The organism is bacterium (genome assembly GCA_035295165.1).
GTDB lineage: Bacteria > Sysuimicrobiota > Sysuimicrobiia > Sysuimicrobiales > Segetimicrobiaceae > JAJPIA01.
In genome coordinates, this window is record DATGJN010000017.1 from 1 (window position 1) to 22419 (window position 22419).

General features: G+C 62.1%; 21 protein-coding genes. 16 read left to right on the top strand and 5 right to left on the bottom strand.

Annotated features, from left to right (window positions below; all coding sequences use genetic code 11):
- The 3 genes from VKZ50_02540 to pgm form a co-directional block, all read left to right on the top strand.
- Nucleotides 1-535: SPFH domain-containing protein (locus VKZ50_02540; protein ID HLJ58589.1), on the top strand; the 535-nt coding region annotated here is incomplete at its 5' end.
- Between the two features lie 220 nt (nt 536-755).
- Nucleotides 756-1175 carry a hypothetical protein gene (locus VKZ50_02545; GenBank protein ID HLJ58590.1) on the top strand — a complete coding sequence of 140 codons (420 nt, stop codon included), beginning with the start codon at nt 756-758 and terminating at the stop codon, nt 1173-1175.
- An 83-nt stretch (nt 1176-1258) separates the two neighbouring features.
- On the top strand, nt 1259-2914 hold the full coding sequence (gene pgm, locus VKZ50_02550; protein HLJ58591.1) for a phosphoglucomutase (alpha-D-glucose-1,6-bisphosphate-dependent): 1656 nt from the start codon (nt 1259-1261) through the stop codon (nt 2912-2914).
- Nucleotides 2915-2943: 29 nt separating this feature from the next.
- Here pgm and fabZ read toward each other — a convergent pair whose 3' ends face one another.
- Nucleotides 2944-3393: a 3-hydroxyacyl-ACP dehydratase FabZ gene (gene fabZ / locus VKZ50_02555; protein HLJ58592.1), complete on the bottom strand. Its 450-nt coding sequence runs from the start codon at nt 3391-3393 to the stop codon at nt 2944-2946.
- A gap of 647 nt (nt 3394-4040) precedes the next feature.
- On the opposite strand from fabZ, the gene VKZ50_02560 reads away from it, so the two are divergent.
- The 3 genes from VKZ50_02560 to VKZ50_02570 all read left to right on the top strand — a co-directional run bounded on the left by VKZ50_02560 (nt 4041) and on the right by VKZ50_02570 (nt 5942).
- The gene (locus tag VKZ50_02560; GenBank protein ID HLJ58593.1) at nt 4041-4697 is read left to right on the top strand and encodes a BON domain-containing protein; all 657 of its coding nucleotides are present in this window, start codon (nt 4041-4043) and stop codon (nt 4695-4697) included.
- Nucleotides 4698-4754: 57 nt separating this feature from the next.
- Nucleotides 4755-4925, top strand: a complete 171-nt coding sequence (locus tag VKZ50_02565; GenBank protein HLJ58594.1) for a hypothetical protein — start codon at nt 4755-4757, stop codon at nt 4923-4925.
- 105 nt (nt 4926-5030) lie between these two features.
- Nucleotides 5031-5942 (top strand): mechanosensitive ion channel, encoded by a 912-nt coding sequence (locus VKZ50_02570; GenBank protein HLJ58595.1) that lies wholly within the window; start codon nt 5031-5033, stop codon nt 5940-5942.
- Nucleotides 5943-6417: 475 nt separating this feature from the next.
- Here the strand turns inward: VKZ50_02570 and VKZ50_02575 are convergent, their stop codons facing one another.
- Both VKZ50_02575 and VKZ50_02580 read right to left on the bottom strand, forming a co-directional pair.
- Entirely contained in the window at nt 6418-8151 is a 1734-nt protein-coding gene (locus VKZ50_02575; protein HLJ58596.1) for an AsmA family protein, read from the bottom strand.
- A 344-nt stretch (nt 8152-8495) separates the two neighbouring features.
- Entirely contained in the window at nt 8496-9212 is a 717-nt protein-coding gene (locus VKZ50_02580; GenBank protein HLJ58597.1) for a Crp/Fnr family transcriptional regulator, read from the bottom strand.
- A gap of 109 nt (nt 9213-9321) precedes the next feature.
- On the opposite strand from VKZ50_02580, the gene VKZ50_02585 reads away from it, so the two are divergent.
- The 9 genes from VKZ50_02585 to VKZ50_02625 all read left to right on the top strand — a co-directional run bounded on the left by VKZ50_02585 (nt 9322) and on the right by VKZ50_02625 (nt 17193).
- Nucleotides 9322-9813, top strand: coding sequence for a winged helix-turn-helix domain-containing protein (locus tag VKZ50_02585; protein HLJ58598.1), 492 nt, complete (start codon nt 9322-9324; stop codon nt 9811-9813).
- Nucleotides 9780-10355 (top strand): IS630 family transposase, encoded by a 576-nt coding sequence (locus VKZ50_02590; GenBank protein HLJ58599.1) that lies wholly within the window; start codon nt 9780-9782, stop codon nt 10353-10355. Before VKZ50_02585 ends, VKZ50_02590 begins: the two co-directional genes overlap by 34 nt.
- Before the next feature lie 618 nt (nt 10356-10973).
- Nucleotides 10974-11243, top strand: coding sequence for a GlsB/YeaQ/YmgE family stress response membrane protein (locus VKZ50_02595; GenBank protein HLJ58600.1), 270 nt, complete (start codon nt 10974-10976; stop codon nt 11241-11243).
- A gap of 239 nt (nt 11244-11482) precedes the next feature.
- Nucleotides 11483-12631 carry an AI-2E family transporter gene (locus VKZ50_02600; GenBank protein HLJ58601.1) on the top strand — a complete coding sequence of 383 codons (1149 nt, stop codon included), beginning with the start codon at nt 11483-11485 and terminating at the stop codon, nt 12629-12631.
- Nucleotides 12632-12856: 225 nt separating this feature from the next.
- The gene (locus VKZ50_02605) at nt 12857-13231 is read left to right on the top strand and encodes a hypothetical protein (protein ID HLJ58602.1); all 375 of its coding nucleotides are present in this window, start codon (nt 12857-12859) and stop codon (nt 13229-13231) included.
- A gap of 370 nt (nt 13232-13601) precedes the next feature.
- Nucleotides 13602-13841: a hypothetical protein gene (locus VKZ50_02610; protein ID HLJ58603.1), complete on the top strand. Its 240-nt coding sequence runs from the start codon at nt 13602-13604 to the stop codon at nt 13839-13841.
- A 1001-nt stretch (nt 13842-14842) separates the two neighbouring features.
- Complete coding sequence (locus VKZ50_02615) at nt 14843-15187, top strand: hypothetical protein (protein HLJ58604.1); 345 nt, start codon at nt 14843-14845, stop codon at nt 15185-15187.
- Between the two features lie 40 nt (nt 15188-15227).
- Nucleotides 15228-15473: a DNA-directed RNA polymerase subunit omega gene (gene rpoZ, locus VKZ50_02620; GenBank protein HLJ58605.1), complete on the top strand. Its 246-nt coding sequence runs from the start codon at nt 15228-15230 to the stop codon at nt 15471-15473.
- A gap of 631 nt (nt 15474-16104) precedes the next feature.
- On the top strand, nt 16105-17193 hold the full coding sequence (locus tag VKZ50_02625) for an IS5 family transposase (GenBank protein HLJ58606.1): 1089 nt from the start codon (nt 16105-16107) through the stop codon (nt 17191-17193).
- Between the two features lie 1113 nt (nt 17194-18306).
- On the opposite strand, the gene VKZ50_02630 is transcribed toward VKZ50_02625, so the two are convergent.
- Nucleotides 18307-20046, bottom strand: a complete 1740-nt coding sequence (locus tag VKZ50_02630) for a hypothetical protein (GenBank protein HLJ58607.1) — start codon at nt 20044-20046, stop codon at nt 18307-18309.
- Nucleotides 20047-20598: 552 nt separating this feature from the next.
- Complete coding sequence (locus VKZ50_02635; protein HLJ58608.1) at nt 20599-20841, bottom strand: hypothetical protein; 243 nt, start codon at nt 20839-20841, stop codon at nt 20599-20601.
- A 589-nt stretch (nt 20842-21430) separates the two neighbouring features.
- On the opposite strand from VKZ50_02635, the gene VKZ50_02640 reads away from it, so the two are divergent.
- Nucleotides 21431-22312, top strand: a complete 882-nt coding sequence (locus VKZ50_02640) for a hypothetical protein (GenBank protein ID HLJ58609.1) — start codon at nt 21431-21433, stop codon at nt 22310-22312.
- Nucleotides 22313-22419: the final 107 nt, after the last annotated feature.

The window sequence follows — 22419 nt, forward strand, 5'->3', positions numbered from 1 at the left end:
CACGACCGGGCTCCGCGCGGTGATCGGCGACCTCAGCCTCGACGAGGCGCTGACGAAGCGGGACCAGATCAACCAAGTCATGCGCGCCAAGCTCGACGAGACCACGGAGCGGTGGGGGGTCAAGGTGACGACCGTGGAGATCCGCGAGATCACCCCGCCGAAGGACGTCCAGGATGCGATGACGCGGCAGATGTCCGCCGAACGGAGCCGGCGCGCGCTCGTCACGGAAGCGGACGGGAAGAGGCAGGCCGCCATCACCATCGCGGAGGGAGAAAAGCAGTCGGCCATCCTGAAGGCGGAGGGCGACCGTCAGGCCGCGATCCTCCGTGCGGAGGGGTTTTCGCTGGCCTTGGGTAAGATCTTCGAGGTCGCCAAGACCGTGGACACGAATACGATGAGCCTCCAGTATCTGGAGGCCCTGAAAGCCCTCGGAGCGGGTCCCGCCACGAAGTTCGTGTTCCCCATGGAGTTCACCAAACTGCTCCAGCCGTTCGTGGATGGGGGACGTGGGAGACCGCCGCAGGGGACGCCGTAGCCGCTCCGACGTGCTGCCGGCGAGCACCACTACGGACGCGCTCCACCGGGATCTGGGATCTGGACGTGGCGCCGCCCCCCCGAGACGCCCCTTGGCTGCCGCGGTGGCCACCTGGAGGCCATCGTCGGGGATGGTCCAGGGTCGGCCTCGCATCGCACCTGCGGATCGTGCGCTCGCGGGAGGTCGGGGCTCCACGCTGACGGGGGGACTGAGGATGGACATGAGTCACGAACTGGCCCCGCCGCTCACGACTCTTCTGTACGCGATGGCCGAGGAAGGTGCGGATGACTGGGCGACCGGTCCGGGGGGAAATGTGTGGGCCGGGTTGCTGCGAGACGGCGCGGAGATCGTACGGCGTCTCAGGGAGCAGATCGAGGCGAACGACGCTATTGTGCGAGACGAGATCGACGCGGAGGACTGGGCAGCCCTCGGCACGGCGTTTGGCGTCATCGTGAGGCGTGACCATCGCAGAAACACCATCTCCGCTCGTGCCTTCACCGACGAGGAGGAGTTGCTAGCCGAGTGGGAAGCGACCAAGGCCGAACTGGAACCGAGCGGTGGGGCGGTGGAGGCCGCCGGGATGGGCGAGAGCACCGAGGGGCCATCGTCGGGACCGAAGCCGCCACGCGACGACGAGTGAAGCGCGGCACCTCGTCCACACTGGACAGGCTAGACGGCTCCAACCGAAGGGAATCTAGACCCCAACTGGAAATCCCGGATACTATGGTGATTTCGCCACTCGCAGGCAAACCGGCCCCGAAGGAAATGTTGGTGGACTTGGCCCGGCTCGAACGTGAGTATTACGAACGGCGACCTGATCTGGCCGACCGGAATCAATTGGTCAGCTTCGGCACGAGCGGACATCGCGGCTCATCATTGCACGGCACGTTCACCGAGGCGCACATTCTCGCCATCACGCAGGCCATTTGCGAGTACCGCCGCCGCCAGAAGATCACCGGCCCGCTTTACATGGGCAAGGACACGCATGCGCTATCCGCTCCCGCCCAATGTACCGCGCTCGAAGTTCTCGCGGCCAACAACGTGGAAACGTTCATCCAACCCGACGACGGCGTGACGCCGACGCCGGTCATCTCGCGCGCAATTATTGTTCACAATCGCGAACGCACAATCGGCCTCGCGGACGGAATCGTCATCACACCTTCGCACAATCCGCCGGAAGACGGCGGCCTCAAGTACAATCCGACCAACGGCGGCCCCGCCGACACCGACGTGACGCGCTGGGTGCAGGATTGTGCCAACGAATTATTGCGCGGGAATAATGCCGGTGTGAAGCGCGTGCCGTTTGCCACCGCACTCAAAGCGGCGACCACACACGCAGACGATTTCATTCTGCCCTATGTCAATGACCTGCAGAATGTCGTGGACATGGACGCCATTCGTGCCGCCGGTTTGACGCTGGGTGTGGACCCCCTCGGTGGCGCGGCGTTGCCTTATTGGACGCCGATCAACTCCATTTACAACTTGAACATCACGATCGTGAATCCGAAACTCGACCCGACGTTCTCGTTCATGACAGTCGACCACGACGGAAAGATCCGCATGGATTGCTCCAGCCCGTATGCGATGGCCAGCCTCGTCAGTCTCAAAGATAAATACCGCGTCGCGTTCGCCAATGATCCCGACGCGGACCGGCACGGAATCGTCACGCCGTCGGCGGGGTTGATGAACCCGAATCATTATCTCGCGGTGGCCATTGAGTATCTGCTCACGCATCGTCCGCACTGGTCGGCCAATGCGGCGGTTGGCAAGACGCTCGTGAGCAGCAGCATGATTGATCGCGTGGTGAACAAACTTGGCCGCCGGTTGTGCGAAGTACCGGTCGGCTTCAAATGGTTTGTGCCCGGACTGTTCGACGGCTCGGTTTGTTTCGGCGGCGAAGAGAGTGCCGGAGCAAGTTTCCTGCGGCTCGACGGCACGGTGTGGACGACCGACAAGGACGGCCCGATCATGGCCCTGCTCGCGGCGGAAATCACCGCGCGCACCGACAAAGATCCCAGCGAACATTTCCGTGACCTGACGGCGGAGTTCGGCACGCCGTATTACACGCGTATTGACGCGGCGGCGACGCCGGAACAGAAGGTGAGCCTCGCCAAGCTGTCGCCCGAGGCTGTGAAGGAGTCGAAGCTGGCGGGCGATCCGATCATGGCCAAGCTGACGCGCGCTCCCGGCAACGGTGCGGCCATCGGCGGTTTGAAAGTTGTGACTGCGAGCGGCTGGTTTGCCGCCCGCCCGTCCGGCACGGAAGACATTTACAAGATTTACGCGGAGAGTTTTCGTGACGAGCAACATCTGCAGACTATCGTGAGCGAGGCCCAGAAGATCGTGAACAATGCACTGACCGGGTCGGGAAAACTTTGATGTTATTGAATGTCAGTTCCAGCAAGAGACTACCGATTGGCGGATGTCACCGCATCAACCGTGACCAACCCGTAGGTCACAATCCCTTCTGCCACGACCATGCCCTCCACCGTGGCGGTCACGTGCGCTTTGCCGAACCGACCTTTGCCCCGGAGCGCCACCGCGCTCATGATGAGTTGATCACCGGGGCGCACCGTTCGGCGAAACCGTACACGTTCGAGATTCGCGAGGTGGATCAGACGGCCCTCGATGTCGGGGCGAAATGACACGAGAATGGCCGCAACTTGAACCATCGCCTCGACGACGAGGACCCCCGGCATCACCGGATTCCCAGGGAAATGGCCCGCGAAGAACGGTTCGTTGATTGAGACGTTCTTGAACCCGACGATGCGTTCGCCCGGCACCATGTCTACGATGCGATCAACGAGCAAGAATGGGTAACGTTGCGGGAGTCTCGTCAAAATCTGTTGAATGTCCATCGGCACCCTGCTTTGCTCTTGCCTACACCATGATCATCCTATGCAGAGCCACACGGGAATACCCGGAACCAAGAGTTCTAGGAGGAGCGGAAGATTCCTCGAAAAGCCGTGCCCGAACTGGTCATGGGCGGTGTACGGCCAAACGCGGTCAAGGCAGCGCTCCTCGCTCTAACTAAGCGCCCCCCGGTCGCGGTTTGATGCGATTTGCGAGGCTGGCAACACGCCGTCCTGCACCGCCTCTTCATCCGCGCCGAACGCCTGCATAAGATCGGTCCTCACCAGTTGCGTCACTACGCGGTCATGTCGATTCCTCAAGCAGACTGGGGACCTGGAACTCGTGTGGCAGCTGCTCCGGAACGAGAGCCTCGCGATGGCGCTCCGCTACACTCTCCTGGTGAGGCCGGACGTGTGTCGCGGAAGTTCCGGCGCGTGTCGCCGCTCGACAACCTGAGGGCGGGGGATGACAGCGCGGATGGAGCTTGGCTTGGTCTGCGCGGTACTCGTGGTACCGACGACAAGGCCAAGCGCCCCGAGAGGAAAAAGCGGGAAGGTACCTCCCCCCAAATAGGCTCCGCACCCGATGGCGGGCAAACCTGATGGATTCTTATAATGGATTGTATCAATATCAAAGAGAGGAGGATCCTCGAATGAGGAGTGACTCGCAGGTCAAACAGGATGTGGAAGAGGAACTCAAGTGGGAGCCGGTTCTGCATCCGGAGGCTATCAGAGTCGCGGTCAAGGACGGTAAAGTCACCCTCACCGGCTATGTGGATAGTTACGCGGAGAGGCTGTCCGCGGAGGACGCCGCAAGGAAGCTCTGGGACGTCAAAGGTGTGGTTGATGAGATCGAGGTCCGGCTGCATCCCTCCTACGAGCGGGCGGATGCTGAGATCGTGCGAGCAGTGGAAAATGCGCTGGCTTGGAACATCCGGGTGCCGACAGATCGTATCAAGGTGACTGCGGAGCATGGATGGGTGACCCTGAAAGGCCAAGTGGACTGGCACTTCCAGAGGCTAGCAGCTTGGGAAACCGTACGACATATGTCGGGAGTTCGGGGAGTCAGCAATGAAATCACCATCCGGCCATCGGTAACCCCAGCTGAGGTGAAGGCGAAGATCGAAGCGGCCCACCAGCGCAATGCGATTCTTGACGCAAAGCGGATCAAGGTCACCACCTCTGGGGGCAAGGTCACGCTGACCGGCACTGTCCGCTCCTGGAGGGAATTGCAAGAGGCCGAGGACGGTGCGTGGGCTGCGCCTGGAGTCACAGAAGTCCAGAATCTGCTTGTGGTGACCGGTTTCTAAGGGTGGACCGCGATTCGTAAGCTGGACAGATGCTGCAACTGGAATGATGCGGGGGAGTTGGACGATTCTGACCGTGCTTTCCCGAACGGTCAAGAAATCGTGGCCACTAATCGTGAGCAGATGGAAGAGGCCGACCGGGTCTCCGAGGATGCTTGGAGTCCCACCGACGCGCCTGGATTGCGCAACCTCAAAGAAAGCTTTGTTTCCCTGGCGGCGGGTCAAGTTTAGAGCAATCGACATTCTTCCGGATCGCCGTCATGTCCTTTTCGTCCTAGAAGACCTTTGGACCGAACGAAAGATCCTGAGGGGATCAGGGAGAGAGGAGGTGACACGATGGAAGTGATACGAGACCAGATTGTTCGGTCAAGCCCCACCATCATCGGTGCCATCGCCGTCCTTGTTATTGGGTGGATCGTAGCCCGGGTGGTGTCCGGTACCGTGAGAGCGGTCCTTCACCGTACAGGCACGGGTCAGCGATTGGTGCAATGGATCACCGGGGAAGAGGCAGCAAAACCTGTCGATGCGGAGCAGTGGATTGGGAAGTTGGTCTACTACTTGATCATGCTCTTCGTCCTGGTCGGGTTCTTCCAGGTCGTGGGGCTCACGATCGTCACGCAACCGCTCGTCACGATGATGAACCAGATCTTCCAGACAGTCCCCGCGCTGCTCGCGGCTGGGCTCTTTCTATTGCTCGCTTGGGTCACCGCCAGTGTGCTGCGATTCATCGTCATTCGTCTGCTGAAGGCCACGAAGAGCGACGAAAGTCTCAAGAGCATTGTGGCTCTCAAGAACATGCAGGCCGCGCCCTCGGAAATTGCAGGCCATCTCGTCCGGGTAGCCATCATGCTCTTTGCCGCGATTGAAGCCGCGCGGATCCTTGGCCTTGTCTTGTTGGCCGACCTCCTGGTCCGGTTCACGGTCTCGGCGGGCCACGTGCTTGTGGGGTTGGTCATTTTTGCCGTCGGTCTCTACATCGCAAATCTAATCTCCAATATGGTCCTGGCCAGCGGGATGGTCCAAGCGAGCCTACTCGCCGTAGCCACCCGGGTCTCTATCTTGGTCTTGGTCGGGGCGATGGCCCTGAGGCAGATGGACCTGGCAAACGAGATTATCAACACGGCTTTTACGCTGCTCCTTGGGGCTATCGCTGTGGCGGTGGCTCTGGCCTTTGGCCTTGGTGGAAGGGACATTGCGGCCCGGGAGCTAGAGGGTTGGGTGCAGTCTGCTAAATCCAGGAAGATCTAGGGTGCTCTTTCCCGCGAGTCGAAGTTTGACCTAAATGTGAATTGCTCTAATTTAATTTATAATTTAGGTACCGGAACGAACGACCGCGGGTGCTGCGGAAGCGCCCGAAGCGATAGTCGGCAGGCTCGGCCAACGGCGGACCGGGGTGAGTGGAAGGGGGTAGTAATTCTATTACCATTGCTGGCATGTGGCTCACCACGGCCTAGCCGTTCCGAGCAGGTCCTCGTCATCAACTGAGGAGGGCTGGCGCGAGGAGCCCGTCGGTTCAAGACCCTCGGTCATTCCGGCCGACAAGTCAAGACGTGAAGATGCCAGGTCGCACAGCCGCGGCGAAAGTGGAGGCCACCCAGTTGGTCCGGGATCTCGAGGCCGAACGGGTTGGAACCAGCCAGCACTAAGGTCGTCCAGTTCTCGCATACGGGCTACTGCATCCGGCCCCAATGGTATCCTCAGGGGCCTCGGGGAGTGCGCCGCGTCACCGCGAAGGGTTGTGGGGTTGTTGCTCTTGTTGCTGGGGACTCAGGTCCCGTATCGGCTGCGGCGTGCCGGCCCGGGAAAACGTGACATTGTCGAAGGTCCCGCGCACGGAGAACGGCACCTGGATCCCGGCTGCGCCCGAAGTCCCCGGCACGACCTTCCTGAGGATCCGCCCCACAAATGACATGGCGCCCCCCGATGCCGCTGATGCTGGGGTCTTCATCGCGCCCGTCCCCACGTAGTCAAGGGTCCTATCGAAGCCGAAGCTACCCCGGACCGTTCCTTCCAGTCCTTCTCCCTCAAGCCGAATGGCGTTGCTGTACACGCGCTGTTGCCCGATGCGAAGATCTCCCCCGAAGTAGCTGAACCGCGTGGGGCCTACCGGCACGTTAATGAGGTGCACCGCCGTCGCCAATTTCTCCATGGTGCTCTCGAGGTCCAATCTCGGGAAAGATCCGTTGCGCACCGCAAAGGTCCCAGCACCCCTGAGGGCCGCCTCGGGATCACGCCCCATCTCGGTGGCCAGCCTGAGATCGGCCTCCAGCGTACCCGTAATCTGTCCTCCCTTGGGCGAGAGCGTGCTCGACATCCGCTCGACATTGACGCCGCGCACCGCAGTGGTGACGATGGTGGGAAAGCTGGCAGCGGAGTAGTCCAGCACGGCCGCGCCCTGGACGGTACCGCCATACGCAGAGAGTGCATAGGAATCCACCTGAATCGTGTTCGTGTGCACGCTCAACCGGCCACGCATCTGGGTCGCCTCCAGTGGGGAAAGGACGAGCCGGTCGATCTTGACTGTTCCGCGCGCCACCAGGTGCCGGGTCGTCGAGGGCGTCGAGGCTGCCGGATTGCCGCGCGCATCGCGGATCGCGAGGCGCTCCATCCTGGCGACGTCGAGATCGGGGATGGCGACCGTGAACGTGATGATGGATAACGGATCGAGACTGGCGATCGCGACGGACCCCGTGACACGCATGGTGTCCAGTGTTGCCGCAAACGCTCCCCGCGCCGCACCATCCTTGATGAGGAAGTCGCCCGCTTCGAACTGCACCGGCTTGGCTAACGACGGCGTCGTGATCGTCACGCCCCGCAGGGCCGAGGCCATTTCGAGCCGCTTCGGCGCGTCCGGTGCGCTCAGATCGATGGAGCGGATTCGGGCATTCACTCCGCGCAAAGTCAGGGACGGCGTCACCTGCTCGGTGCGTGGGTCGACGCTGCCCATGGTGATCTCGACATTCGTCACCGCGATCGCACCGACGTGGTCGAGCGTCAGCAAGGCGCCACCCCCGGTGGCGACAGCGGTCAGCCGCGGTGGGACGCTTCCAAGGGCAACCGGAAGCTCGAGATTCGTTCGGCCCGCAGGGTTCCGGAGAAGATGCACCTCGACGCCGCTGAGTACAATGGACGTCACATCGAGCTTCTGCGAGAGCAACGCGAGCAGCCCGACGTCGAGATCGACGGACTTCACGATGATGGCATCACCCCCAGGGAAGCCCTGCGAGTTCCTCACACGGACATTCACGGCTTGGAGGTGCACCGTCGGTACCACATGGAGTCTCAGCGCGTCGATCTGGACCTCTCGACCGGTGTTGGCTTCGATGAGCTGTATCAGCAGCGGTCGGAAGCGGTCAACCGGGATGAGGAAGGGAAGGGCCACAGCAACGATCAGCCCCAGCAGGAGGATGACGCCACCGACACGGAACCACTTCGATCGGTACCACGGGATAGCCACGATTCGGGATCCTCCCTCTCCGGCTCTTTGGCTCACCGGGGCGTGCGAAGCGTCCCAGAAATCGGGTCTTCAGACGGGGTTTCCGATGTACGACAGACTTGATACAAACATGCCCATCTCCAGATCAGGTGCCGCGACATGATAGGGTGACCGATACAGGATGAGCGCTTCGGTCGAGTGACGACGACTTTGTTGCTCTTCGGTGCGGACTGGTGGCAGATGGCGGCGACCATGTCCAGTCCACCGCATCAGTTGGCCATGCATCCTCTCAGGGGTCTGTGCGCGTTGTTTGCGACTTTCCGTGTGTTCGGAAGCGGCGTGGTCGACCTCACATAAGAGCCGACTCAATCGAGCAGGATGACGCTCAGGAGGGAACTGTGGACGGACAAGCCACCGTTGTATTCGATGAAGCCCAATTTCCTGAACTTGTTCATGAAGTGGCTCACGCGCGACCGGGTCGTCCCGATGATCCCCGCCAGGGTCTCTTGGCTGATCTGCGGCACGATGGATTGAGGTTGTCCCTCTTTGCCGTACTGCGCCAGCAGTAGGAGCGTCCGGGCCAACCGCTTCTCGCTGGAGTTGAAGAGTTGGTCGACGAGGTCCGCTTCAATCCGAATGTTGCGGCCGAGCAAATACGCCATGAACTGTTCGGAGAAGACACCACGCTGGTGGAGCAGTTGGTTCATGACCGTCTTGTCGATGCGCACACACGAGCACGCGGTCATGGCGATGGCCGTCGCCATGCGCAAGGGTTGCCCCGCGAGGGATCCTTCGCCGACAAAGTCGCCCGCGCCGACGATGGCCACGATGGCTTCCCTGCCTTGCGAGGACGTGGTCGTCAACTTAATCTTGCCGTCCCGAACGTAGAATACTGCGTCGGCAGCATCGCCCTGCTGAAAGAGGGTGTCTTTCGGGCGGTATTCGACCACGCGTTTCCCGGCACCGGGTTTTTCGAGGGTGCTGAGATGCTTGAAGTGCGCGGGTTTTCTCTTTGCCAACGCTAATCTCCACCGCCCGAGCGTGACCTGAGTATAGCAGCTTGACATGAATGTCTCCAGCACCTGCTGCCCATCCTAGCCCCGTTGCTTGGTATTCTGATTGGTGCCATCGAACTTAATGATGTTTTCGTAATATAGTGACATCCGTCAGTGGGCCTGCTACAATGTCCTCATGGCGCCCATCCTTCGCACCCGACGGGATTTCGCTGCTCTGGAAGCGCGCCGGCAACGCGCAGCGCAGCTGTTCGCGCGTGGCCAGCGCCAAGCCGATGTTGTGCGCGAGTTGCGCGTGTCCCGCGAGACCGCCAGCCGTTGGTACGAAGCGTGGCGGGCGCACGGCGCGGCGGGCCTGCGCGGAGCCGGGCGCGCCGGCCGGAAGCCACGCCTCGACGCTGCGGCGTTGCAGCGACTGGAGACCGCCCTCGTCCGTGGCCCGACCGATTGGGACTATCCCACCCACCTGTGGACGCTGCAGCGGATCGTCACGGTCATCTGGAAAGTCTGTCGCGTCCGCTACTCCGTCCCGCAGACCTGGCGCGTCTTGCGCCACTTGGGGTGGAGCCGACAACGGCCGGCGCGACAGGCGAAAGAGCGCGATCCCGAGGCAGTGGCCCGCTGGATCCGCACGACGTGGCCGCGGGTAAAAAAAACGCCGCCCGCCTGAGGGCGTTGCTGGGCTTCCTGGACGAGAGTGGCTTTACCCAACGGCCGCCGATTCGCGCGACGTGGGCCCCGAAAGGCCGCCCTCCGGTGGTCGTGGAGCCGTTCAATCATTGGAAGCACCTCTCGGCCATCGGCGCACTGCTGACGACCGGCCACGGACGTCACCCGCGGTGGTCCGTGGCGTTCCACCCGGGCCCCGTGCGCAGCGTGCACGTAATCCGGTTCCTGACGGCGCTCCGCCACCACGTGCGCCGTCGCGTGATTCTCGTGTGGGATCGCCTGCCCGCCCACCGCAGCCGCGTGGTCCAGGAGACGGTCGCCCGATATCGGTCCTGGCTGACCGTCGTGTGGCTGCCGGCGTACGCGCCGGACCTCAATCCCGTCGAGCAGCTGTGGGCTCATCTCGATGTGACGGCCTTAGCGAACACCCCGGCCGACGAGCTGCGCCTGCTGCGCCGCAGCGTCCGCAACGGGGTTCACCGATTTCGGCGGCGTCCCGCTGTGAGCCGAGGGTTTCTGAAACACGCCGGGCTCTTTTTTTGATGCTCGAGTTATCACTGTATTATGAAAACCTCATTAGTTTCGCAATGAGCACCGACGATCCGAAGGCGGGACTGATTAGTTCAGTTCTTGGCGCCTACCTCTCTTGGCACATGCGCCCACCCTTATCGCCTACGGTCGAGGCACGCCTCGAAGCGCAGTGCGGATGCGACAAGTGGCGGCAGGTGAGGGTCTGCGTCCACGCGTGGACGACGCTTGGGACATCGTGCTGACGGCGATGGGGGGCACGACCCAGTCGGCATTTGAGAGATGTGAGCAATTTTGCATAGTGGGAAATTGCAGGTCGTGTTACGCTTCATCTAGGCCCGGGGACGATCGACAAGTCGATCGACGGTAGGCGTATCGAGCAGAGGAAAGATAGCTGAGGAGATGACGTGCCATGGGCGGCCCCTGGCCGGTCAGAGAGTACCAATCCACAGTAATGCGAGATGTACGTCAAGTTTGGCCCACCCTCACCGAACAAGATGTACAAGCTATGGCCGCATGGAGATGGAGCGCCCGCGGCCAACTCGGCGCGCAACGCAAGATCGTCCCCGCGAGGAGGCGTTACAGTGGTTCCACATGCTCTTCATTGGATATTTCGAACAAAGGAGGTATGAGATGAGCATTCTATCATGGATTGTGGTGGGGATAGTCGGCGGCTGGTTAGGGAGAATGGTAATTCCCGGTGAAGGACCTGGCGGTCTGCTGGGAGACCTCGTGATCGGTGTCGTCGGCGCCATCGTGGGAGGTTGGATCTTCGGCTTCTTTGGGCACGTGGGCGTCACGGGTGTGAACGTCGGATCCATCATTGTTGCATTCGTCGGAGCCGTGGTCGTGCTCTGGTTGGTGCGGCAATTGACCGGGATGCGGCATTCCAGGGCGGCGTAGCGTAGCCTGGGTTGTGTTTGTATCCACGTTAGATGGGGGAAGGCGCGCCGGTCCTTCCCCCAAGGTAGGAGCTCGTCTCTCGACAGAACCGTGTTGCCGAACGGCAACGGCCAATTGTCTCAGGACACCGCGGGGGACCCAGTTTCCGCTGATCACCCTCTAGGATGTGAGAGCGAGTACCTAGCCACTAAGTGAAGTATGTTCGGACCAGATTCATGGAACAAACTGCGGGGTCGGTGTTGACACAGAGGCAACTGATCGGTGGCACTGTTACGGTCGTGGCGGTCATTCTCCTCGCCGGGGTAATGATTTGGTTCGTACGCGAGATCGCGGAGATTCTGGTGCTCCTGCTCGTGTCGGCAGTCCTCGCAACCGCGTGTGCGCCCCTCGTGGGATTTGTGGAGCGGTGGCGGATCGTGGGACGATTCCGGCTCCCCCGGGGAGCCGCGATCGGGGCGCTCTACCTCGCGATCTTTATCGTTGTCGTGCTCATCTCTGCCATGGTGATCGCGCCGGCCGTCGGGGAAACTCGAAGATTCGTTCAGCAGGCGCCGTCTCTCCTAACCGAGGGTCGGCAGTGGCTGGCGGGCGTGAGGGTTCAGCGGCCGTGGGTGCCGGACCTCGCAAGTGATCTCGACCATCTTTCGGCGCAAGGTTCCAATGCTGCCATGCTGGGGTCCGGCGCGGCCGTGCTGGCGCTGCGGCTGGCGGGTGGGCTTGTGGCGGCGATCACGGTACTGGTGGTTACCTTCTATATGCTGCTCGAGGGAGCGTCCATCAAGAGCGCCTTTCTCACGGTGTTTCCTCAAGAAGAACGCCCACGGGTGAGCCTCCTTCTCCATCGGATCGGCATGAAGTTTGGTGGATGGTTGCGTGGGCAACTCCTGCTGGCTGTGTCTGTGGCCGTGCCAGTCTCGCTGGTCCTTCTCGCCATCGGCATCCCCTATCCATTTCTAATCGGCGTGATCGCCGGGGTCGGGGAACTCATTCCGCTGGTAGGACTCACCCTTGCAGCGGTCATCGCGGTTCTCGTAACACTGGGGCAACCCGCCTGGCAGTTGCTGGCTGTGGTCATCTTCTTCGTCGTCGCGATGAATCTGGAGTCGCATATTCTGATCCCTCGGCTCATGGCGCGCGTCCTCGGACTGTCACCACTCTTGACCATTGTGGCCTTGCTCATTGGAGTGAAATTGCTGGGGCTTCTTGGCGGATTGCTCGCTCTCCCGGTGGCGGCGGCCGTGCAGGTGATGGCGAGGGAGGTCGTCCAGGAGATCAACTCGCCGGTTCGCCCGCTGGTTTCAGCGGCTCCAATCGAGGACATTGCGAAGCCGCTGCGGGCAACCTCCGCGTGGCGTGCTGGGCCGGCTGAGTTCCCGAAGGTGAGTTGATAGCGGGCAGAGAGTGTCGGCATGGCGGGCTGCAACAGTCATCCGGCGCTACCGGTCGTGTTCTGGCGACGACTGGAAGAGGGTATCGCAAGGGGCTCGCTTCCCTGATGAAGCAACGGGCGAGAGGATGCGATGACGCTGCTCTTACGAGCCGTAGGCCGCCGCCGCCTCCGGAACGTCAAGCGCGCGGGTAAACCGGATCCATCATGAGCGCGAGGTGATCGTATGTCAATAGTCGCTGACGTGAGTCTTGCCATCATCGCGGCGACTTGCCTCATCGTGACCGGCGTGACGGTGGCGGTCTTTGTGATGGCTTGGCGCGTCGTTGTTCGGGTACAGACGGTCGTCGCGGCTGCTCAGCGGGTCCTCCCATTGGTGACGGCAGATCTGCGTAACGTGCTCGTACGCACTGAGGATGTCCTCGGGACTGTGAGTAAGACGCACGCGGTTCTGCAGTCAGGGATCGAAGCACTTATCCGAATGCAAGACGTGGCGCGACAGGCTGCCCAGACCATCGGCGCGGGCGCCGCCGTGCTTGCGGCGATCCGCGCGGGGCTTCGCTGGTCTCGCTCGCGTCCGCGCGTGGAGCATCGCGGATGACAGGCGCGGCACGGCGAAGCGAGGTACGTATGCCCTTCCGCAGCCGCTTGATCTTTCTCTCGATCCGTCGGGGCACGTCGGCGAAGTTGAAGCTGCGATTGCGCCCACTACGCTCGGAGCGCGTCAGGGTTAAACGACCTTTTCCACCTGTTCGCCGGCACTCCGCGCTAGGAATTCCAGGACGTGAGCGGACCTTCGAAATCGCCCAGTTCCGCGTCTTGTGAGCATATTTGACCATCTTTTCCGCCCCGAGCCTGCTACCCTGGAACGTAGGCACACACAGGCTTCGAGCACGTTGGTCATTGCCCCGTGTCAGACGGCTGTACCAGCGAGCCTGGTCGTCAAGACTCTCACGGAGAGGAGGAATCCCATGAAATCCTTGCGGATGTTCGGGGGGATCATGCTTGGCGTGTTGATGCTCTCGACGGCGTTCGTTGGAATTGCATCGGCCCAACAGTACCCGACCGTGTCCAATCTGACACCATTCAGCGCGCAGACGGACTTTATGTCGCTGCCCGGTTATCTCCGGTACGTCTCCTACCAGCAGAGCCAGCAGTGGCTGACGTATACGGAAGCCACCCGTATTGTCCAGCAACAGAAGGGCGAGTAGGCGGTCTCGGGCGCAGATCAGGCTACTCTGAGGCCCGAGGGTGGCCTGGTCTGACGCTCAGATAGGCGACACAACACCTCGGCTAGGTTTTGCCCGCCACTGGAGACAGTCGGTTGCAGTACACGCCCCGATTGCGGCTTGTCTCGCGCAGATGCGGGGGAGTGGGGAGGACTGAGCGACGTATGGAGGCTGCGGTCCACGAAAATGGGCGACGGTCATCGCGGGCACTGGCTTCGATACTGCGGCGAATCGGTCTGACGTGGGCTCTTACGCTCGCACTGGCAGGATGGTGCGTCGCAGGCGTTGCGGTCCTGGGTGACATGCGGGAGCATCAAGTCGCGCGCAGCCTGGCCGCCGCGGCGGGTTGACGGCGATCCCAGGGCCTGGCATCGAAATTGTGCTCTCAGATGCCACCCGGGCACTCTCGTCGGACGATCCAAGCGCTGCGTTGGTGCAAGACGGAGATGTGGTATTGCTGAACATGATGTTGCGGTATGGCGGGGCTCAGGCCGTCGCCGTCAACGGAGAACGAATCACGGCACAGAGCACCATTGTGTCGTCCGGTCCAACCCTCCTGATCGATGGACGCCGAACGGTCGGGCCATTTCACGTGACGGCGATCGGCGATCCTATAGTGCTCCGAGGGGCCGTAGAGGCCCGTGGCGGGGTTCTTGATGGCCTGCGCCGAGCTGGTCTTGGCGTGCACGTCACCACGAAACAGGCCATGGTCGTTCCGGCCGGAGCCAGTGAGCAGTGGGAACGCGTCGTCCCCCCTCTCCGCGACTCGGCGACTCCACGTGCCGCTCGGATGGACACCCCGTGACCTCGGATCGATGACGAGGAGGTAGCGGGGGCTCGTCTCGATCGGCGCTATTCACTAGGCTTGGCGCGATCGCGCGGCGCGAAGCGGTCCAATTGCGACGGGATCCGCACCGAAGCCTGATGTCAGATGCAAGTGCAAGCGGGAGGAATCCGCTAGGCGCGCTGACGGAGGTGGCGTCATGATCGTCATGAACGCGAGGGACCAGATCCGCGAACTTCAGGCGTTCTTCGATCTCTCTGAGGCCAAGCTCGGCCAGGTTCTGGGCGTGCGAGAGCGCACGATCGGACAATGGCGGTCTGGCGGCCTCGCGCCTCAGGGAGTGGACAGACTAGAGCTCGAGCGAATCCTCGCAGTGAAGGACTTGCTCGTGGATCGGTACAAAAGCGTCGACAAGGCCCGCGAGTGGCTGAACGCGCCGACCATGGCCTTTGGCGGGCCCACGCCACTGAAGATTCTCCTGTCCCGCAGCGTATCCGACGTGCTTGGGTATCTCGAGATGCCCGACGAGGCCGTGTATTCTTAACGGCGACATCTGAAATGTTGACTGTCTGGAGAGGAAGATAATGCGCACACGCCCGCTTGAGGAACTACTAGCCAGGGTCTCACCACGGTATGCACTCGTGAATGTGGTGGCCGCTCGGGCCCGGCAGTTGATTGCGGGAGATCTGCCCGCCATCGAGACAACGATGCGCAATCCTGTGCTCATCGCAATGGAAGAAATTGCGCTGGGAAAGCTGCACCTGGAAACCCGAAGAGCGGCCGGTGCGCCCGAGAAAGATCCGGAGTTAGTTGAGGTTTCACAGGTCTGATATTCTACCTGGTCCGACAGATTCTCGCGATCCACGAGGTTGTGGCCTCGATGTCGCATCGACGGGGGTGATTTCTGTCATCGATCTTCTCGCGGTTCCGACCGTTTTGTTCCCTCCAGCCGACGCAGGATCTGTGAACTCAGCTCCCCCTGATGCTCGATCGAGGCGGTCTGCAGCTCCTCGGCCTTCTGGTTGATCTCGAAGTCGGTGTTCAGATGTACATAACCCTCCCCTTTTGTACAGCCTGCGACAGATCGGCTCCCGTGCGCCTGTGGTCGCCGGCATTGGAACTTACCGAGGATGCACCAGGGCACGCCGAGACGCCATTCGGCACGAATGCGAGTGCCCGAATACCCCGGTGCCGCAGAAACAACCCGTCTTTAGGCAGTCGATAGACGTGCGGTTGCTCGGCTACGCGTGACGGGCAGAACCGACGAAACTCTCCTCGGCCCACCCCGATCTCCGCGAGAACCACTCGACCGGCCCCGGGGTATCCGACTATCCGCTCCGCCGCGGAATGCAGACTTGTCCCTTAGCAGGATGCTGAAAAAGCAGGCATCCGACAAGATGTGATGAATTGATGCTGCGACACTTCGCTGCTCATACACACCACCTGTCGGAGGAGCCTCGCATGCGCGGTGACGACTCGCACGAAGGCGCGATGTTCAGCTATATCTCGCCCGAGCAACGCGTGCCGCCGGATCATCCGCTCCGCACGATCCGGGCACTGGTTGATGCCGTGCTCGTGGAGCTCTCGCCGACGTTCGACACCCTCTATGCTCGTGTGGGTCGCCCGTCGATTCCCCCGGAGCAGCTCCTGCGCGCGTTGCTGCTGCAAGTGCTGTACACGGTGCGCAGCGAGCGCCAGTTGATGGAGCAACTGGACTACAACTTGCTCTTTCGCTGGTTCGTGGGCTTGCAGATGGATGCGCGGGTGTGGGATGCGACCACCTTCACCAAGAATCGGCAACGGCTGTTGGATGGCGATATTGCTCAGGGCTTCTTCCAGCAGGTACTGGCGCAGGCGCGCCGCCGCGGGCTGCTGTCGGCCGAGCACTTCACGGTCGATGCAACGCTGATCGAGGCGTGGGCGGGCACGAAAAGCTTCCGGCGCAAGGACACCCCACCGCCGCCGCCCTCGAATGACGATCCGGGCAATCCGACCGTCAACTTTCGCGGGGAGCGGCGCAGCAATGCCACGCATGCCTCGACGACCGATCCCGACGCCCGGCTGGTCCGTCGCGCGGTCGGGCGGGAAGCCAAGCTGAGCTATCTGGGGCATCTCCGGATGGAGAATCGCCACGGCTTGGCCATGGCCGCAGTCGTGACCGTGGCGACCGGCTACGCGGAACGCGAGACCGCCGCGGTCTTGGTGCATGGCCGGCACAATCCGGGGCGCCGCATCACGGTGGGCGCCGATAAGGGCTACGACACGCGCGACTTCGTCGCCGCGGTGCGCGCGGCGAACGCGACCCCGCATATCGCGCAGCGCACCGAACGGACGAGCGCGATCGATGCGCGCACCACGCGCCATGGCGGCTACGAGCGCAGCCAGCGGGCCCGGAAGCGGGTGGAAGAGATCTTCGGCTGGCTGAAGACCGTCGGACTGATGCGGAAGACGCGCCACCGAGGCCGCGATCGCGTCAACTGGATGTTCGTCTTCGCCACGGCCGTGTACAATCTCGTGCGGATCCGAAAGCTGCTGGAGACCAGGGCGTGAGGCACATACCCGCGTTGCTCGTGGTCCTTGCGCCACCGGCGCGGACGCGCTAACCGACGGACGCGCGCTGCGAACTGATTGCGGTTCCGGAGGCATGGTCATGCTCGCACCTGATTTTTCCGTAGCCTGTTAGAGGTGTCCTCGGAGTGACGTAGGGGCAGTCGGGAAGCGCGCACGGCCTTCGTCGGTTCGGCTACCGGCCTGGCTCACACCGCCAGCCGGTCTTCCGGAGAACGAGACGACAGCGGCTCTGCTCAGCCCGCGCCGATCTCCGCGAGAGGCGCTGGCACGGGTTGCGGGTGTCCTGCTACCCGCCCGATCGGGAAGTGCCGCCGTGGCCGATGGGCGTGGCCTCGCGGTGCCGTAGAGGGGACCGGGAACGCAAGCGCGGCTTCGTCGGTCGCAGGCGGACCGCCGCGCGCCGCACTGGCTCGTCGGCCACACCGGCATCGCTCCGACGAACTGCCCTGCGCGCTCAGGCTCCGGGCCGCGATGCTCTGGACCGCTCTGCGATAAGCGAGGGCCATTTTCGGTCGCCGTGCTCGCTGGGCCAGGTCGCGCGTGGCGCTGGTCGTTCGGATCATTTGCGGCCCTCCAGCGACGCCGATCGGGGCTCAATCGCCTCGCCTTGACCCCTCGATTGGGCTCTTCTCGCTGTACGGCTGGCACGCGGTCGGACGCCCTGCTAGGCCACTGGCGGCGACGACCCTCAGCGCCTCGCCACGGTCTCTGCTATCGTGGAGTGGCCTCGGCCCGCTCGTGCCTGAGCGCGTGGCATGGGCAACGCGCAGCCCGCGGAGCAGGGCAGCCTATCGTCGGCTCATGCCCCGCCTTGAACAAACGGGAACAATGTGTCCGGACGTTCTGAAATAACGTGCGCAGATACCCGTTTCGCTCGATCACTTGTACTCTAAGCTAAACTAGCACCTCTGGAGGTCGTCCCGACCGCGGCTAGTGGCGCGAGTCGAAAATGTGTGACACAAGACCACGCCGTTCTTGTGCGCCTGCAAGGATCTCAAGAGTACAGCCCGTGTCATTTATCAATGACTCGCTCCACTAGGAACGAGCTTGAACTCACCATTTGTTGAACCAATTCATGGGGAATTCACAGCGCTACCCGGCGGGCGGGAACACGAGTTTGACAATTTCTTTCCGTACGCGTTCCAGTTCCTGGTCGGCAAGCGTCGTCGCGCGGTGCACTCGGTCGCGCATTATCCGGAACAAGAAATTCTTGAAGCCCATGTTCCGCATGGATTCCTCGTCTTTGCGTTCGAGAATGTCAGCCAACGAGAGCCCCTGGGGAATCAGATGGCGAAGGAGCTCAATCTCCTCAGCGGTGAGCAGCTGGAGCCGCGCTACATCTCTTCCCAGTTCAGTTGACCGGAGCAAATGAGCCCCACGGAGCGCCGTCTCGTACTCGTGCCAGACCAGATCCCCGTCTGGCATGGAGCCCAGTGTGACAATCACGGGATAGATTCGCCGAATCCGGCTCGGGTCTACGCCAGGCAACTGGTACTTGCCCGCAAGCAGGGCCTGGATGTTACGGTCGAGCTGGCGTGCGTTGTGAACGACAATCTTCTCGACATCTCGCTCAACCTCGTGCCGCGCAGCACGAATCTGAGTTTCTTCAAGTCGCGGACCTCCCACCGCAGCCTCGACCATGACGAGACGGTCCCCGCAGTCAATGGTGACGTCGGAGCTCTTGCAAAGCGCACGTTTATGCCACCGGTATGGTACCTCCCGGTGGACGCGGGGAGCAAGCGGGGTCAGCGTGCCACTGCTGTGCGCCGCGGCGAGCTTACGATAAACGTACTCTTCAAACAGCTCCCCAAGAAACGGCGGCACATCGATCCCACTAGCCCTCCCGTGGTCACGGAGCCGCCAGAGCAAGCCGGTCGTGAACTTCTCCCGGAGGAAGCGGAGACTGAGAGGTAAGATCTTATCGCCGTACCGCACAAGCGGGAATTCGCGCATGGTGCGGAAACCGAAGGCGATACTTTCAGTACGGACGTGTTCGTGACGGAGCCGTACAGCGTACTCGTCGGCGGAGAGACTCGCAACCGCGCATATCCGGTCCCAGACGTCCGGAGTAAAGTTGGCAGCCGCGAAGTAGGCGCGCGGCGAGAGCATCAGCAATGGCTTCACCCGGTTTCGGAGACTGAGTTGGCCATAATGAACGATGAGCGCTGAGCCCGCGGCAAGGTAGGTCTTTATGTCGAGGCCATCATGCCGCTCCATAAGATCGCTGAGGTCGGCGCGGTGTTCCGCCCAGAGGGCAGGATCGCCCAGGAGGTCAACCAGCATGGCCCAGACACGCTGCAGCGCAGCCCCAGCATTCTCGCGGGCATGGAGCATCTCCATACGCAGAAGGTGTTGCAACAGCATCCAGTCGCGATCGCCAGGTCGGTCTGCCGGAGTCAGGTCGTCAAGATGATCGGCAATCGCCAGCAGCAGGCGGCCGAGATCACGCATTTCCATCTCGGTCACCGCCGCTTCGGCGACAGGATCGGCGTAGAGAAGCGCGAGCTTCTCAAGGATCCAGATGGGTTGGTTCGCAAACGCAACAACGCGCGAGTGACGCAACTTCTCAGTGGCTGCCAGCCGTAGATCTTCCGGAATCAATGCAGCGGTGAGTTCCGCCTGCGTGTCAGGTGCCAGTTCGCCGTCGTTTTCGAGGGTAGCATCTACCGTCGCGAGGAACGTCAGGGCTGCTTGCTGGCTATGCCGCCTCAGGGAACGGGTGATTTCCTCCCACGACATCCTGGCAGCGCCCAGGGAACCGAGCGATAACGTCTGATATAGATACGCAGTTTCGACGAGGCGACGATGCGCTGGTGTGGCGAGCTGCGGCACAAGAAGACCTCCGTCACTTCTGATCCATTGGCGCGCTCGGCGTCTCGACGTGCGCTAGCCCCCTTACGAACAGTACGACCAGGAGGGTGCCCCGATCGCACAGCGATTTCGGTTAGCATACCATCTCCCTCGGCCGCGAACAACGCCTCGGAAGCGTCACGCCGAGCCTGTGATGTTGGCCCGGAAGGACCTGGAAACCCCGGACGTGATAGCAGCACAGGCAGAGGCCCCGCGATCTAGACACGCGGTGCGCGCGCGTCGAACGCGCGCGGACTTTGGGTTCCCGTGCGAGGGATCCCGAGTACGGCCCAGACACGGACACAAAAAAACAGGACGGGGCGAGGGCGCGCTAGCGCGGCATTCGGGCTCCCGTCCCGCCGCGACAACGACGGATGACCCCACGAACAGAAAGTCCACTTGCGACCGCAGGCACTTGCGCGCGCCGACGGCGCGGTGTTCGGACTGCCGCGCCGCAGAAAGCGAATCGTTGTCAGCCTCTATCGGTTGGTCCCGCTCAGCCCCTACCACCTCTCGCGGTTCAGCCTCATCGTATCATCCCGCCGCAGGATGTTCGGGTTTGAAGATCTGCGGCTGCGCCGGACCCGTCACGTCCATCACGCCGATCATGCCCTTGCGCACCGCGCGCGTTAGCGCGTGGTCCAGGAACTTCACCTGACCGGGCACCGGTAGCGCCAAGTGGGCTACGAGCGTGCTTCCGGGGGCCACAGGCACCGTCTGGACGTAGGTGTCGGGAGCGTTCGCGAGCGCGCCGTTGGGCCATGCCTTCGTCCACACGTTGCCGATTGCATGGAAGCTGCATGGAAGATCCGGATTCCGGGGGGCCGTCCCGCCAGGCGGCCCCGCGCGACGCGTCGCGGGGACCATCCCGACTCACGATGTGCGCGGCCTGTGGGCCGGTAGCCACGCGGACAACATGCGCGATATGTGGGAGAAGCGTCGGCAGAGGATGTCCGCATCGATCGCGGCGCTCGTCCGGGAAGCGGCGTTGTGCGTCACGCCGACCGGCCGGGAGGAACGGCTGGCTTAACCTCGACGGCGCGCGGGGTCTGGGCTCCCGGCCCACGAGTTCACCACGCCCGCATCGCAGGGACAAAATGTGCGGAATCGCACAGATGATAACAAAGTTGTCGTCCGTCTGATTGGACGATTCGATGGACGAAATGCGCCGCGGGGCCGGCGAGGGTTACCGCACAAGGAGTTCCTGATGTGGGAGGGGTAGTGAGCACGTGAAACACCCTGAACGGGCTGGGAGGTCCCACCATCCTGGAACGTGCACAGATACGGGACGGCGTCGGGCCCGGACGGGGTCTAGCCCCGGCGGGACGACTCTCGTGCTGTTGTGGCTTGGGAGGCGGGAAGCACGGTGGGTGACAGCAAGACAAGTGCGATCGACCCAACCCAAGCTCGTACTCACGCGCTGAACGTCGAGGGAGTATTTTTTCAGCAGCGGGTCGCCGACGTGGTCCAGGAAGCAGGCTGGACGATCACGGCTCAAGAACATCCGGTGGCCTTTCCTAAGGGGAATGGGCCCTTCCCGGGTCGCGAAGGACGGTTGGACATCCGGGCTGAGCGCGGTTCCCAAGGCTACCGAATCATTCTCGCGATTGAGTGTAAGAAGTCCGACCAAAGTTACAAGGATTGGGTCTTCTTTCCGGATCGGTCGGAAGAGATCAGGGCTCCAGTTGCCTACCCTGTACTGACGAGCGAAACCCCTGGTTCGACGACCGCCGGCTCGAAGTGGCGCCTGAGCACCGAGATCCGCCCATTTACTGCCGGAGTCGTTTGCATCGACGCCCGGGAACTCAAAGCGGAGTTCGGCAAACCAGATTCGTGGAAATCTTCGACGAAGCGCATTGAGGATGCCTGCTACCAAGCGACGCAAGCCGTTCAAGCATTGTTCGGCGACATCGTGGAACGTCAAAATCACCTTCTAGCAGCCGGAATGGAACCGGAAGTAGGGGCCTGGGTGATCCCGCTGGTTGTGACGACCGCAAATCTCTTCCTGTGTCGCTTCACGCCGAAAGCAGTTTCTTTGGACACCGGTGAAGTCGATTGGATGCGGGTACGATACGAGCCGGTCGATGCCACCGTGCTGGAGTATCCGCTGCCAGTTCACTTGCAGCTGCCCCCGGCCGAACCGTTGAAAACGGACCCGAGAACCGTCACGAAGAAGCACGTCTTCGTGGTACGAGGTGCATCTCTTTACGTGTTCCTGCAGCGAGCGGATCTGGGGGTTCGTCCTTGAGTGCGCCAGCCAGATGGCAAACTGAAATAATCGAAGTCTAGTGTTACACGACTTTGGGCAACTCAAGCGATTGGATGTTCCTGAACTGTAAGCCTCAGGTTGCCCTC